This window comes from Streptomyces sp. NPDC044002 (assembly GCF_056434525.1).
Genome location: NZ_JBWKEZ010000072.1, coordinates 19,759 through 32,838 on the forward strand (window position 1 = coordinate 19,759; position 13,080 = coordinate 32,838).

10 protein-coding genes are annotated in these 13,080 nt (G+C 71.3%); 7 read left to right on the forward strand and 3 right to left on the reverse strand.

Translation table 11 applies throughout. From position 1 onward, the window contains the following. The first annotated feature begins 83 nt into the window (after nucleotides 1-83). Nucleotides 84-1,097: an ATP-binding protein gene (locus AC07A6_RS34955; protein ID WP_386271414.1), complete on the forward strand. Its 1,014-nt coding sequence runs from the start codon at nucleotides 84-86 to the stop codon at nucleotides 1,095-1,097. Here AC07A6_RS34955 and AC07A6_RS34960 read toward each other — a convergent pair. Beyond that, entirely contained in the window at nucleotides 1,054-2,367 is a 1,314-nt protein-coding gene (locus AC07A6_RS34960; RefSeq protein ID WP_478779787.1) for a polysaccharide deacetylase family protein, read from the reverse strand. The genes AC07A6_RS34955 and AC07A6_RS34960 overlap by 44 nt on opposite strands. A gap of 235 nt (nucleotides 2,368-2,602) precedes the next feature. Here AC07A6_RS34960 and AC07A6_RS34965 point away from each other — a divergent pair, with 235 nt between their 5' ends. The 6 genes from AC07A6_RS34965 (at nucleotide 2,603) to AC07A6_RS34990 (ending at nucleotide 10,902) form a co-directional block, all read left to right on the forward strand. Further along, entirely contained in the window at nucleotides 2,603-5,227 is a 2,625-nt protein-coding gene (locus AC07A6_RS34965; protein WP_478779788.1) for a SulP family inorganic anion transporter, read from the forward strand. A gap of 232 nt (nucleotides 5,228-5,459) precedes the next feature. After that, nucleotides 5,460-7,415: an acetate--CoA ligase gene (acs, locus tag AC07A6_RS34970; RefSeq protein WP_362468779.1), complete on the forward strand. Its 1,956-nt coding sequence runs from the start codon at nucleotides 5,460-5,462 to the stop codon at nucleotides 7,413-7,415. 234 nt (nucleotides 7,416-7,649) lie between these two features. Beyond that, a complete protein-coding gene (gene nhaA / locus AC07A6_RS34975; RefSeq protein ID WP_478779789.1) occupies nucleotides 7,650-9,110 on the forward strand; it encodes a Na+/H+ antiporter NhaA in 1,461 nt (486 codons plus the stop codon). Nucleotides 9,111-9,164: 54 nt separating this feature from the next. Then, the gene (locus tag AC07A6_RS34980) at nucleotides 9,165-9,623 is read left to right on the forward strand and encodes a phage holin family protein (protein ID WP_007264954.1); all 459 of its coding nucleotides are present in this window, start codon (nucleotides 9,165-9,167) and stop codon (nucleotides 9,621-9,623) included. Beyond that, nucleotides 9,620-10,579: an alpha/beta fold hydrolase gene (locus AC07A6_RS34985; RefSeq protein WP_362468775.1), complete on the forward strand. Its 960-nt coding sequence runs from the start codon at nucleotides 9,620-9,622 to the stop codon at nucleotides 10,577-10,579. Before AC07A6_RS34980 ends, AC07A6_RS34985 begins: the two co-directional genes overlap by 4 nt. 149 nt (nucleotides 10,580-10,728) lie before the next feature. After that, entirely contained in the window at nucleotides 10,729-10,902 is a 174-nt protein-coding gene (locus tag AC07A6_RS34990) for a hypothetical protein (protein WP_007264956.1), read from the forward strand. 54 nt (nucleotides 10,903-10,956) lie between these two features. Here AC07A6_RS34990 and AC07A6_RS34995 read toward each other — a convergent pair whose 3' ends face one another. Together AC07A6_RS34995 and AC07A6_RS35000 are read right to left on the reverse strand one after the other, a co-directional pair. Next, nucleotides 10,957-12,159 carry a MarP family serine protease gene (locus AC07A6_RS34995; RefSeq protein WP_362468772.1) on the reverse strand — a complete coding sequence of 401 codons (1,203 nt, stop codon included), beginning with the start codon at nucleotides 12,157-12,159 and terminating at the stop codon, nucleotides 10,957-10,959. A gap of 13 nt (nucleotides 12,160-12,172) precedes the next feature. Continuing rightward, the gene (locus tag AC07A6_RS35000; RefSeq protein WP_362468770.1) at nucleotides 12,173-12,889 is read right to left on the reverse strand and encodes an NUDIX hydrolase; all 717 of its coding nucleotides are present in this window, start codon (nucleotides 12,887-12,889) and stop codon (nucleotides 12,173-12,175) included. Nucleotides 12,890-13,080 lie beyond the last annotated feature (191 nt).

The window sequence follows — 13,080 nt, forward strand, 5'->3', positions numbered from 1 at the left end:
CCGTAGCACCGACCCCTCCTTGGAGTGGTCTTCTTCACTCACCTCGACCACACCGCGCTATCGAGCCACTACGCTTGGTGAACATGAAGATCGCTTTCGTGGGAAAGGGCGGCAGCGGCAAGACGACGCTGTCCTCCCTCTTCATCCGCCACCTCGCAGCCAATGAAGCACCCGTCGTCGCGGTGGACGCCGACATCAACCAGCACCTCGGGGCCGCCCTCGGGCTCACCGACGAAGAGGCCGCCGCGCTGCCCGCCCTGGGCGCGCACCTCCCCCTGATCAAGGAGTACCTGCGCGGCTCCAACCCGCGCATCTCCTCGGCGGACAGCATGATCAAGACCACGCCGCCCGGCGCCGGTTCGCGCCTGCTGCGCATCACCGAGGACAACCCGGTCTACAAGGCCTGCGCACGCACGCTGCCGCTCGACGACGGGGACTCCGTACGGCTGATGGCGACGGGCCCCTTCACCGAGTCCGACCTGGGCGTGGCCTGCTACCACTCGAAGGTCGGCGCGGTCGAGCTCTGCCTCAACCACCTGGTCGACGGCCCGGACGAGTACGTGGTCGTCGACATGACGGCCGGGTCCGACTCCTTCGCGTCCGGCATGTTCACCCGCTTCGACGTGACCTTCCTCGTCGCCGAGCCGACCCGCAAGGGCGTCTCGGTCTACCGCCAGTACAAGGAGTACGCCCGGGACTTCGGGGTGGTGCTCAAGGTGGTCGGGAACAAGGTGCAGGGACCGGAGGACATCGAGTTCCTCCAGGACGAGGTGGGCGAGGACCTGCTCGTCACCTTCGGGCACTCCGACTGGGTCCGCGCGATGGAGCGGGGGCGTCCGGCCGCGTTCGAACTGCTGGAAGCCAGCAACCGGCTCGCACTCCAGGCGCTCCAGGACGCGGCGGAGGACTCCTACGCGCACCGCGACTGGAACAGGTACACCGAGCAGATGGTGCACTTCCACCTGCGCAACGCCGAGAGCTGGGGGAACGCCAAGACCGGGGTCGACCTGGCGGAACAGGTCGACCCCGCCTTCGTCCTCCACGAGGCCCTGGTCAGCCCTCGCCCTGCTCCGCTGCCCGCTCCTCAGCCGGCTTGACCTTGTCCGTACCCGGCGGGGCGGCCGGAGGCGCCGGCGGCCCCGCGGTGAGGAACTTCGTCCAGCCCTCCTTCGGCGCCTCGCCGACGTCGAGGGTGCGCATCCACTCCAGCGTCTTCGGGTTCTGTGCGTCGAGCCAGTCGGCCAGCTCGCGGAAGGGCACGCACCGCACCTCCGGCTTGGTGCACATGTCCTTGATGGACTCCTCGACGGCCCGCATGTAGGTGCCGCCGTTCCACGACTCGAAGTGGTTGCCGATGATCAGCGGTGCCCGGTTGCCCTGGTAGGCCCGGTCGAAGGCCTGCCGCAGGCCGTCGCGCATCTGGTCGCCCCAGTAGTGGTGCTGCGCGGGGTCGCCCTGCGTGGTCGTACCGGACTGGTTGACCATGTAGTTGTAGTCCATGCTCAGCGTGTCGAAGGCGCGCCCGGGCATGGGCACCAGCTGGAGCGGCAGGTCCCAGAGCCCGTCCGTCTTCTTGGGCCAGATCTGCTTGCTGATGCCGCTGGAGTCGTAGCGGAACCCCATGTCCTTGGCCGCCAGCATGAAGTTCTTCTGGCCTTCCAGGCAGGGGGTGCGGGCCCCGATCAGCTCCTTGTCGTAGTCGAAGGGGAGCGGGGCCATGTTCTTCAGGCCCGCGTTCGTCTTCCAGTTCTTGACGAACGACTTGGCCTGGTTGATCTCGCTCTTCCACTCCGCCACCGACCAGGTGCCGACGCCGCCGTCGGGGCCGCAGAAGTGGCCGTTGAAGTGGGTGCCGATCTCGTTGCCCTCCAGCCAGGCTGCGCGGACCTGGGTGGCGGTGTCCTTGATGCCCTGGAGGTCGCCGAAGCCGATGTCGGACAGGCCCGGGGAGTGCTGCGGCGCGGTGTAGAGGGAACGCTTCTCCTCCGGCAGCAGGTACACCCCGCTGAGGAAGTACGTCATCCGGGCGTTGTACTGCTTGCCCACCTCGCGGAAGTGCGAGAAGAGCTTCTGGCTGTCCTCGCCCGCGCCGTCCCACGAGAACACCACGAACTGCGGGGGCTTCTCACCCGGTTTCAGCTTCTTCGGCACCTGCACGTTCGGCTGCGAGCCGGTGTAGGCCGTCGAGCCGTCGCCGATCAGGCGGTTGAGGCTGCCGGGAGCGTCCGGGGCGGCGGGGCCCTTCCTGGCGCTCTCCCCGCCGGGCGCTCCGGGTTTGGCCGGCCCGGAACCGCTGCACCCGGCGGCGCACAGGACCAGGGCCGTGGCGACCAGGCCGCCGGCGATCTTCTTCGTGGCGGCGATCATCCGCACACCTCTCCCTCGCAGTTCCATCGCGGGACCTTTCGCGACGCAACGTCCCATGCGGTCCTGTTTTAGGAAGGTGTGACAAGCCAGACAAAATACTTATTCACCCTTGAGTGCTAATTCCTAGGCCATTTGCTCGCATTACCCACCACAGCTCTTTACTCTCCATTACCATTCATTTACCGAGTGTTGAGACTCCCGCCGCTTCATCCCTCCTCAGAGGAGACGGGAACCCATGACAGCCACCACCCCAGCCGCCACCCCGGAACCGACCCCAGCCTCGTCCCCAGCCTCGTCCCCAGCCTCGTCCCCGGCCCCGGCCGGCCCGCAGAAGCGAAGTCCGCTCAAGGACCTCCCCGCGGACCTGTCCGCGTCCGCCGCCGTCTTCCTGATCGCCCTGCCGCTCTCCCTCGGCATCGCGCTCGCCACCGGAGCCCCGCTCCAGGCGGGGCTGGTGGCCGCGGCCGTGGGCGGGATCGTGGCCGGCCGGCTCGGCGGAGCCCCCCTCCAGGTGAGCGGTCCGGCCGCCGGACTCACCGTGGTGACCGCCGAGTTGATCCAGCGCTACGGCTGGCGCACCACCTGCGCCATCACCGTGCTCGCCGGTGTCTGCCAGCTCGGGCTGGCGCTCCTGCGGACCGCCCGGTCGGCGCTCATGGTGAGCCCCGCGATCGTGCACGGGATGCTCGCCGGCATCGGCGTGACCATCGCCCTGGCCCAGTTGCACATCGTGCTCGGCGGCAGTCCGCAGAGCTCCGCCGTGGCCAACGTCCTCGGGCTGCCCGCCCAGTTGGCCGACCCCCATCCGGCGGCGCTCGCGGTGAGCGCGCTGACGCTGTGCGTCCTGCTGGGCTGGGGCAGGCTGCCCGGGCGGGCGGGCCGCGCCCTGCGCAAGGTGCCCGCCGCGCTCGCGGCCGTCGCCACCGCCACCGCCTTCGCGGCGCTGGCCGGGCTCACCCTCCCCCGGGTGGACCTGCCGTCCTGGCGCAGCCACGCACTGCCCGAGCTGCCCGAGGGGCCGGTGCTCGGCCTGATCGCCGCCGTCCTGACCATCACGCTGGTCGGCAGCGTGGAGTCCCTGCTGTCCTCGGTCGCCACCGACAAGCTGATCGCCGCCGAGCGCGGCACGGACAACCGCCCGCCCCGCGCCGACCTCGACCGCGAACTCCGCGGCCAGGGCGCGGCGAACATCGTCTCCGGGATGCTGGGCGGACTGCCCATCACGGGTGTGGCCGTGCGCAGCGTGGCCAATGTGAAGTCGGGTGCCGTCAGCCGAAAATCAGCCATGTTCCACGGGCTGTGGGTGGTGCTCGCGGCCGGGCTGCTCGTGCCCGTCCTCGACCTCATCCCGCTCGCCGCGCTGGCCGCCCTGGTGATGGCCGTCGGCGTGCAGATGGTCAGCATCACGCACCTGCGCACCGTCACCCGGCACGGGGAGGTGCTGGTCTACGCGACGACCATCGTCGCCGTGGTACTGGGCGGAGTGCTGGAGGGCGTGGCCGTCGGGATCGCGGTCGCCGTGGCCCTGGCCCTGCGCCGGCTGGCCCGGACCCGGATCACGCTGACCGAGCTGGACGGTGCGCACCAGGTCTGCGCCCGCGGCCAGTTGACCTTCCTGGCCGTCCCCCGGCTGAGCCGGGTGCTGAGCCAGGTCCCGCACGGCGGGCACGTGGTGGTCGAGCTGGACGGCTCGTTCATGGACCACGCCGCCTACGAGACCCTGCACGACTGGCAGAACTCGCACCTGGCGCACGGCGGTTCGCTGGAGCTCACCGGCCGCGGCGGGCGAGCCCTCGCGGGCACCAGCGCGGACGCGGGTACGGGAGCAGAGGCTGACGGGGGCCGGGGCACGACCACGGACGCGGGCTCCGGCGCGGGTGCGCACGCGCGCACCGCAGGGGACCCCGGCACGGCCCCGGACCGGATCTCCGGCCCGGTCCCCGGCCCCGGCCCCTCCCCCGCCGCGCACGGCCGGACCGGCTCCACGTCCGGTGCGGGCGGCGGCCACCACCGGACGGACTCGGGGCGCGGGGCGCACCACTGCTGCCGGCCCTGGACGCCCTGGCAGAACCACTGCGACCACCGCGCGGCACACGCCCCCGCCGTCCCGGCAGGCCCCGGCGGCACGGTCACGCGTACGATCCCCAGCGCGTCCGGAGCCCCGGCCGCCGAAACGGCGCCCCGACGGCGCGGAGCCGGCCAACTGGCCAACGGGATCAGCGCCTTCCAGCGGGACACGGCCCCGCACGTCCGGGACGAGCTGGCCCGGCTGGCCCGCGAGGGGCAGCGGCCCTCGCAGCTCTTCCTGACCTGCGCGGACTCCCGCCTGGTCACCAGCATGATCACGGCGAGCGGTCCGGGCGACCTCTTCACCGTCCGCAACGTGGGCAACCTGGTCCCGCTGCCCGGGGCCGAGGCCACCGACGACTCGGTCGCCGCGGCCATCGAGTACGCCGTGGACGTGCTCAAGGTCGCCAGCATCACGGTGTGCGGGCACTCGGGCTGCGGGGCCATGCAGGCCCTGCTGAACTCCCACCCGGAAGCGCCGGTGACCCCCCTGACGCGCTGGCTGCGGCACGGCCTGCCCAGCCTGAAGCGGATGGGCAGCCGGCACCATGCCTGGGCCCGGATCTCCGGGCGGCTCCCGGCGGACGCCGTGGAACAGCTCTGCCTGACCAACGTGGTGCAGCAGCTGGAGCACCTGAGGGCCCACGAATCGGTGGCCCGCCGGCTCGCCGAGGGCACGCTGGAGCTGCACGGGATGTACTTCCACGTGGGTGAGGCGCAGGCCTATCTGCTGTCCGAGGGAGAGGACTTCTTCGACTGTCGGGTTTTCGACAGCGTCGGCCAGCGTGTGTGATCCACGACCGGCTTGAACCGATAGCCTCCCCTATCCGTGCAAGCTGTTGGCCCCTTCCCGCACCCTGCAGCGGGAAGGGGTCATTCGTACGCCGTCGCGACCCTCCCGGTCGTGATATAGGTCTAAACCAATTTTCGGCTACCCCTTGTCACCTGGGCATCCGACTGATGAGCTATGCCCGGAGACACAGCTATGCCCGGGGACAACGGAAACTCTGGGAAAGGGAGATGTCGTGAGCACTGACAGCCTGGCCAACCTTCTGAAGGAGGAGCGGCGCTTCGCGCCGCCCGCCGAGCTGGCCGCCGCCGCCAACGTGACCGAGGCGGCGTACGCACAGGCCGCCGCGGACCGGCTGGGCTTCTGGGCCGAGCAGGCGCGCCGGCTGAGCTGGGACACCGAGCCCACCCAGACGCTCGACTGGAGCAACCCGCCCTTCGCCAAGTGGTTCGCCGACGGCAAGCTCAACGTCGCGTACAACTGCGTGGACCGGCACGTGGAGGCCGGCAACGGCGACCGCGTCGCCCTCCACTTCGAGGGCGAGCCCGGCGACAGCCGCTCGATCACCTACGCCCAGCTCAAGGACGAGGTGTCCCAGGCCGCCAACGCCCTCACCGAGCTCGGCGTCCAGGCGGGTGACCGCGTCGCCGTCTACCTGCCGATGATCCCCGAGGCCGTCGTCGCGATGCTCGCGTGCGCCCGCGTCGGCGCCGCGCACTCGGTGGTCTTCGGCGGCTTCTCCGCCGACGCCGTCGCCTCCCGCATCCAGGACGCCGACGCCAAGCTGGTGATCACCGCCGACGGCGGCTACCGCCGCGGCAAGCCCAGCGCCCTCAAGCCCGCCATCGACGAGGCCGTCACCAAATGCCCGCAGGTCGAGCACGTCCTCGTCGTGCGCCGCACCGGCCAGGACACCGCCTTCACCGAGGGCCGGGACGTCTGGTGGCACGACCTGGTCGGCCGGCAGTCCACGGAGCACACCCCGCAGGCCTTCGACGCCGAGCACCCGCTGTTCATCCTCTACACCTCGGGCACCACGGGTAAGCCGAAGGGCATCCTGCACACCTCGGGCGGCTACCTCACGCAGGCCTCGTACACCCACCACGCCGTCTTCGACCTCAAGCCGGAGACCGACGTCTACTGGTGCACCGCCGACATCGGCTGGGTGACCGGGCACTCGTACATCGTCTACGGCCCGCTCGCCAACGGCGCCACCCAGGTGATGTACGAGGGCACGCCGGACACCCCGCACCAGGGCCGGTTCTGGGAGGTCGTGCAGAAGTACGGCGTCACCATCCTCTACACCGCGCCCACGGCGATCCGTACGTTCATGAAGTGGGGCGACGACATCCCCGCGAAGTTCGACCTGTCGAGCCTTCGCGTACTGGGTTCGGTCGGCGAGCCGATCAACCCCGAGGCCTGGATCTGGTACCGCAAGCACATCGGCGGCGACCGCTGCCCGATCGTGGACACCTGGTGGCAGACCGAGACCGGCGCCATGATGATCTCCCCGCTGCCGGGCGTCACCGCGACCAAGCCCGGTTCGGCGCAGCGCGCGCTGCCCGGCATCTCGGCCACCGTCGTGGACGACGAGGCCAACGAGGTCCCGAACGGCGGTGGCGGCTACCTGGTCCTCACCGAGCCGTGGCCGTCGATGCTGCGCACCATCTGGGGTGACGACCAGCGGTTCATCGACACCTACTGGTCGCGCTTCGAGGGCAAGTACTTCGCGGGCGACGGCGCCAAGAAGGACGACGACGGCGACATCTGGCTGCTCGGCCGGGTCGATGACGTCATGCTCGTCTCGGGCCACAACATCTCCACGACCGAGGTCGAGTCGGCGCTCGTCTCGCACCCCGCCGTCGCCGAGGCGGCGGTGGTCGGCGCGGCCGACGAGACGACGGGCCAGGCGATCGTGGCCTTCGTGATCCTGCGCGGCAGCGCCTCGGAGACCGAGGGCCTGGTCGCCGAGCTGCGCAACCACGTCGGCACCACCCTCGGCCCGATCGCGAAGCCCAAGCGGATCCTTCCGGTGGCGGAGCTCCCGAAGACCCGTTCGGGCAAGATCATGCGCCGTCTGCTGCGCGACGTGGCGGAGAACCGCGCGGTCGGCGACGTCACCACGCTGGCCGATTCCTCGGTGATGGACCTGATCCAGACGAAGCTGCCCAGCTCCTCCGACGAGGACTGAGCACCGGCGGCCGCGGGCCGTCCGAGCCCTGGGGGCGTCCGGCGCACAACGCGCCGGACGCCCTCCGCGCGCTTAAGGTGAAGATCACCCGATACGACCGAACGAGCCCTGTAAAAAACAGACCCTGTAAAATATGAAAAGCGTCAAGATGTGACGCTCCAAGTCTCAGGGTGCGCCGGGAAGTCTGGTCGGCAACTGCATGTGTCATGCCGTCGACCGACCGGAGGCTCCTCCGTGGCAACGCCCACCCCCCGCCAGCCCACCCCGCGCCACAAACTGCTCGGCCGGCTCTCCCTGCCCGAGCGCCGCTTCGTCGCGAACGCCCTGCGCACGGAGACCGTCGGCGGAGTGCTGCTGCTGGCGGCCGCGATCGCCGCCCTCATGTGGGCGAACATCCCCGCCGTCTCGGCGAGCTTCGACGCCGTCCGGTCCTTCCACATAGGCCCCGCCGCCCTCGGCCTGGACCTCTCCCTCCAGCACTGGGCGGCCGACGGACTGCTCGCGGTCTTCTTCTTCGTCGCCGGCATCGAGCTCAAACGCGAACTCGTCGCGGGCGACCTGCGCGACCCCAAGGCGGCCGCGCTCCCGGTGATCGCCGCGATATGCGGCATGGCGGTCCCCGCGCTCGTCTACCTGCTGGTCAGCACGCTGGGGAACGGCTCCACCGCCGGCTGGGCCGTCCCGACCGCCACCGACATCGCCTTCGCCCTCGCCGTCCTCGCGGTCATCGGCACCTCCCTGCCCTCCGCGCTGCGCGCCTTCCTGCTGACCCTGGCCGTGGTCGACGACCTGTTCGCCATCCTGATCATCGCGGTGTTCTTCACCAGCGACCTGAACTTCGCGGCGCTCGGCGGCGCCGTCGCGGGCCTGGTCCTCTTCTGGTTCCTGCTGCGCGCCGGGGTCCGCGGCTGGTACGTCTACGTGCCGCTCGCCCTGGTCATCTGGGGCCTGATGTACAACAGCGGCGTCCACGCCACCATCGCCGGCGTGGCCATGGGCCTGATGCTCCGCTGCACCCGCCAGGACGGCGAGGAGCACTCCCCCGGCGAGCACATCGAGCACCTGGTGCGTCCCCTGTCCGCCGGACTCGCGGTTCCGCTCTTCGCCCTCTTCTCCGCCGGGGTCTCCCTTTCGGACGAATCCATCGCACAGGTCTTCACCCGCCCCGAGACCCTCGGCGTGGTGCTCGGCCTCGTCGTCGGCAAGGCCGTCGGCATCTTCGGCGGCACCTGGCTGGCCGCCCGCTTCACCCGGGCCGAGCTGAACGAGGACCTCGCCTGGCCCGACGTGCTCGCCGTGGCCTCGCTCGCCGGCATCGGCTTCACCGTCTCCCTCCTGATCGGTGAACTCGCCTTCGCCGGGGACGAGGTCCTCACCGACGAGGTCAAGGCCGCCGTACTCATCGGCTCCCTCATCGCGGCGATCGTGGCGAGCGTCATGCTCAAGCTGCGCGACCGCAAGTACCGGGCCCTGACCGAGGCCGAGGAACGCGACGAGGACCGCGACGGGATCCCCGACATCTACGAGCAGGAGAACCCGGACTACCACCTGCGGATGGCGCGGATCCACGAGGAGAAGGCCGCCGAACACCGGCGCAGGGCCGAGGCCGTGGCCCTCGCGCGGGACTCGGACGCGGCTCCGGCCGCGGGCGAAGCGGCGGGCGGGTCCAGCGCCCGCGCCGACCGTCCGGCATGATCTGAGGGACGACGGAGGACAGCCGCCGGCAGACGACGACAGAGGGAGACAGAGATGAGCGCAGTGGACCAAGGGGCTCCGGGAGCCGAGCGCACACTCGGCCAGCTGGTCGCCGCGGCCACCGCCGAGATGTCCGCCCTGGTGCACGACGAGATCGCCCTCGCCAAGGTCGAGATCAAGCAGGACGTCAAGCGCGCGGGCATCGGCAGCGGCGCCGCCATCGCGGCCGGCGTGCTCGTGCTCTTCTCCCTCCCCGTACTGAGTTTCGCCGCGGCCTACGGCATCCACAATCTCGGTCTCGGGCTGGCCTGGTCCTTCCTCATCGTCGGCGGCGCGTTCTGGCTGCTCGCGGGCCTCATCGGGCTCCTGGCGGTGGCGAAGTTCAAGAAGATCAAGCCGCCGGTGAAGACCATGGACTCCGTCAAGCAGACCGCCGCGCTGGTGGGAACCGTCAAGCCGCACCCGCGGCCGGTGAGTGACCAGGCTGTGGGTGTGGCACGCTCGTCCTCATGACAGCGCCCTCGGCCGACTCCGGCACTCCGCCCACCGCCGCCACGGCGGTACGGCTCGACCTGCCCGGCGGGCGGGCGGTGACGCACCGGGACGTCGCCGCCAACGGCGCCCGCTTCCACGTCGCGGAGGCCGGTGACGGGCCGCTGGTGCTGCTGCTGCACGGGTTCCCGCAGTTCTGGTGGACCTGGCGGCACCAGCTGACCGCCCTCGCGGACGCCGGGTACCGGGCGGTGGCCATGGACCTGCGCGGGGTGGGCGGCAGCGACCGCACCCCGCGCGGCTACGACCCCGCGAACCTGGCCCTCGACATCACCGGGGTCATCCGCTCCCTCGGCGAGCCGGACGCCGCCCTCGTCGGACACGACCTGGGCGGCTACCTCGCCTGGACGGCGGCCGTGATGCGGCCCAAGCTGGTGCGCCGGCTGGTCGTCTCCTCCATGCCGCACCCGCGCCGCTGGCGCTCGGCGATGATGGCCGACTTCGGCCAGACCCGGGCGAGTTCCCACATCTGGGGGTTCCAGCGGCCGTTCATCCCCGAGCGGCAGCTCGTCGCCGACGACGGGGCCCTCGTCGCGGAGCTGATCCGTGACTGGTCCGGCCCGCTGCTCCCGGAGGACGCCGATCTGGACGTGTACCGGCGGGCGATGTGCATCCCGTCCACCGCGCACTGCTCGATCGAGCCCTACCGCTGGATGATGCGGTCGATGGCCCGCCCGGACGGACTCCAGTTCTACCGCCGGATGAAGCGCCCCGTACGGGTGCCCACGCTGCACCTGCACGGCTCGCTGGACCCGGTGATGCGCACCCGCAGCGCGGCCGGATCCGGGGAGTACGTCGAAGCTCCCTACCGCTGGCGGCTCTTCGACGGCCTGGGGCACTTCCCGCACGAGGAGGACCCGGACGGCTTCACCGCCGAGCTGCTGAACTGGCTCAAGGACCCCGAGCCCGACCGCTGACGGACCGTCTGGGGGTGCGGGACAGACGCCTGACGGACCATCCGGTCACTCGTACGGTGGTCCGACGGTCATTCAATTGCCCGGCGCATAGGCCAATTGGCCGCCCCGGACGGGGTTACGGACCTTGGACCCCGGGCACAGCTCGTTGTATGGGCTGGACGCACGACCACGGTGACACCGCACGCGAACGCCGCTCGGCCAGGGTGCCGGGCACGCACGACAGGACCGGCCGGGACGGCCACGACCCCCGGCTCGGGATTCCGCGCATCCTCCGCCGCCGCGCCCGCTGGGTCTCGGCGCGGCTGCGCCATCCACGCATGTAGGACCCCCGTCCAGAAGCGGCCCCGCCGGCCGGTACGCGCTCGCGTACCGGTGGCTCAGAGGGCGCAGCCCTGGGTGTCCGCCCGGCGCTCGGCGGTCTTCCCGACGCGGATGTCGTCGCGGATCTCGTCCGCCGTCAGGGCGTAACCGGTGTTCGGGTCGTCGAGCGACTTGGCGAAGACGACCCCGTACACCTTGCCCTCGGGCGTCAGCAGCGGGCCGCCGGAGTTGCCCTGGCGGACGGTCGCGTACAGCGAGTACACGTCACGGCGGACGGTGCCCCGGTGGTAGATGTCCGGGCCGTTGGCGTTGATCCGGCCGCGGACGCGGGCCGCGCGGACGTCGTAGGCGCCGTTCTCCGGGAAGCCGGCGACGATCGCGTCGCTGCTGCTCGTCGCGTCCTTGTCGGTGAACTCCAGCGCCGGGGCCTTCAGCTTGGGCACGTCGAGGACGGCGATGTCGCGCTCCCAGTCGTAGAGCACGACCTTGCCGTCGTAGAGCTTGCCCTCGCCGCCGATCTGCACGGTCGGCTCGACGACCCCGCCGACGACGTGGGCGTTGGTCATGACCTTGCCCGGAGCGAAGACGAAGCCGGTGCCCTCCAGGACCTTGCTGCAGCTGGGGGCGGTGCCGACGACCTTCACGATCGAGAGCTTGGCCTGCTGGGCGACCCCGCTGCGGGCGAGGGCCGGGTCGGGGGCCTTCACCTCGGTGATCGGCTCGTTCGAGAACGGGCTGAAGACCTGCGGGAAGCCGTTGCGGGCGAGCGTGGAGCTGAAGTCGGAGAACCAGGTGTTCGCCTGGGCGGGCAGCACCCGCGACACACCGAGGAGCACCTTGGAGTTGCGCACCTCCTTGCCCAGGGTGGGCAGCGAGGTCCCGGCCAGCGCCGAGCCGATCAGCCAGGCCACGAGCAGCATGGCCACGACGTTGACCAGGGCGCCGCCGGTCGCGTCGAGCGCGCGGGCCGGCGACCAGGTGATGTGGCGTCTGAGCCGGTTGCCCAGGTGGGTGGTCAGCGCCTGGCCGATCGAGGCGCAGATGATGATGACCACGACCGCGATCACCACCACGGTGGTGGACACCTGGGTGCCGTTGTCGGTCACGCGGTCCCAGATCAGGGGCAGCAGGGACACGGCGATGAGGCCACCGCCCAGGAAGCCGATCACCGACAGGATGCCGACGACGAACCCCTGGCGGTAGCCGACGATCGCGAACCACACGGCGGCGACCAGCAACAGGATGTCCAGCACGTTCACGTGGGCCACCGTCTCATGCGTGCCAGTCGAGCGGGACGTGACGTGAGCGGTCCCACGGTCGCTCCCAGCCCGAGAAGTGCAGGATCCGGTCGATGACGCCGGCGGTGAAACCCCAGACCAGGGCCGATTCCACGGTGAATCCGGGCCCCTCGTGCCCGCGCGGGTGGACCACGGTGACCCGGTGGGCGGGGTCCGTGAGATCCGCCACGGGCACCGTGAAGACCCGGGCCGTCTCCGCCGGGTCCACCGCGCCGACCGGCGAGGGCTCGCGCCACCAGCCGAGCACCGGGGTCACCACGAACTCGCTGACCGGGATGTAGAGGCGCGGCAGCACCCCGAAGAGCTGGACACCGGACGGGTCCAGTCCGGTCTCCTCCTCCGCCTCGCGCAGGGCGGCCCGCAGCGGGCCGGTGGTGTGCGGGTCGCCGTCCTCCGGGTCGAGGGCGCCGCCGGGGAAGGAGGGCTGCCCGGCGTGCGAGCGGAGGCTGCCCGCGCGCTCCTGGAGCAGCAGCTCAGGACCGCGCGGGCCCTCGCCGAAGAGGATCAGCACGGCGGACTGGCGGCCCCGGCCGTCCTCCGGGGGCAGGAAGCGGCTGAGCTGGCGCGGCTGGACGCTCCGGGCGGCCGCCACGACGGGGTCCAGCCAGGAGGGCAGGCCGGCCGTCGTGAGGGCCAGGCCGTCCCCCTCGCGGGCGGCTGCCGTGGTCTCGTCCTGCGTACCGCGCGTCATGGGCACCCCTGTCCGCGTTCCTCTGTCGACGTTCCTCTGGCAACACCGTCTCCCACACCGCTGAACGCGGTCCGGTTCCCGATTCGTTCCGGTGGGGGCGCGGGGGGGGGGGGGGGGGCGCCCCCCCCCCCCCCCCCCCCCGCCCACGTGCCCGCAGCTACGGGCACGGACGAGCTTCCCGCGGCGGCGCC

Bases quoted from the DNA above. Each gene is read 5' to 3' on its own strand.
- AC07A6_RS34955 (WP_386271414.1), top strand. From the start codon at position 84: ATGAAGATCGCTTTCGTGGGAAAGGGCGGCAGCGGCAAGACGACGCTG.
- AC07A6_RS34960 (WP_478779787.1), bottom strand. From the start codon at position 2,367: ATGATCGCCGCCACGAAGAAGATCGCCGGCGGCCTGGTCGCCACGGCC.
- AC07A6_RS34965 (WP_478779788.1), top strand. From the start codon at position 2,603: ATGACAGCCACCACCCCAGCCGCCACCCCGGAACCGACCCCAGCCTCG.
- AC07A6_RS34980 (WP_007264954.1), top strand. From the start codon at position 9,165: ATGAGCGCAGTGGACCAAGGGGCTCCGGGAGCCGAGCGCACACTCGGC.
- AC07A6_RS34985 (WP_362468775.1), top strand. From the start codon at position 9,620: ATGACAGCGCCCTCGGCCGACTCCGGCACTCCGCCCACCGCCGCCACG.
- AC07A6_RS34990 (WP_007264956.1), top strand. From the start codon at position 10,729: ATGGGCTGGACGCACGACCACGGTGACACCGCACGCGAACGCCGCTCG.
- AC07A6_RS35000 (WP_362468770.1), bottom strand. From the start codon at position 12,889: ATGACGCGCGGTACGCAGGACGAGACCACGGCAGCCGCCCGCGAGGGG.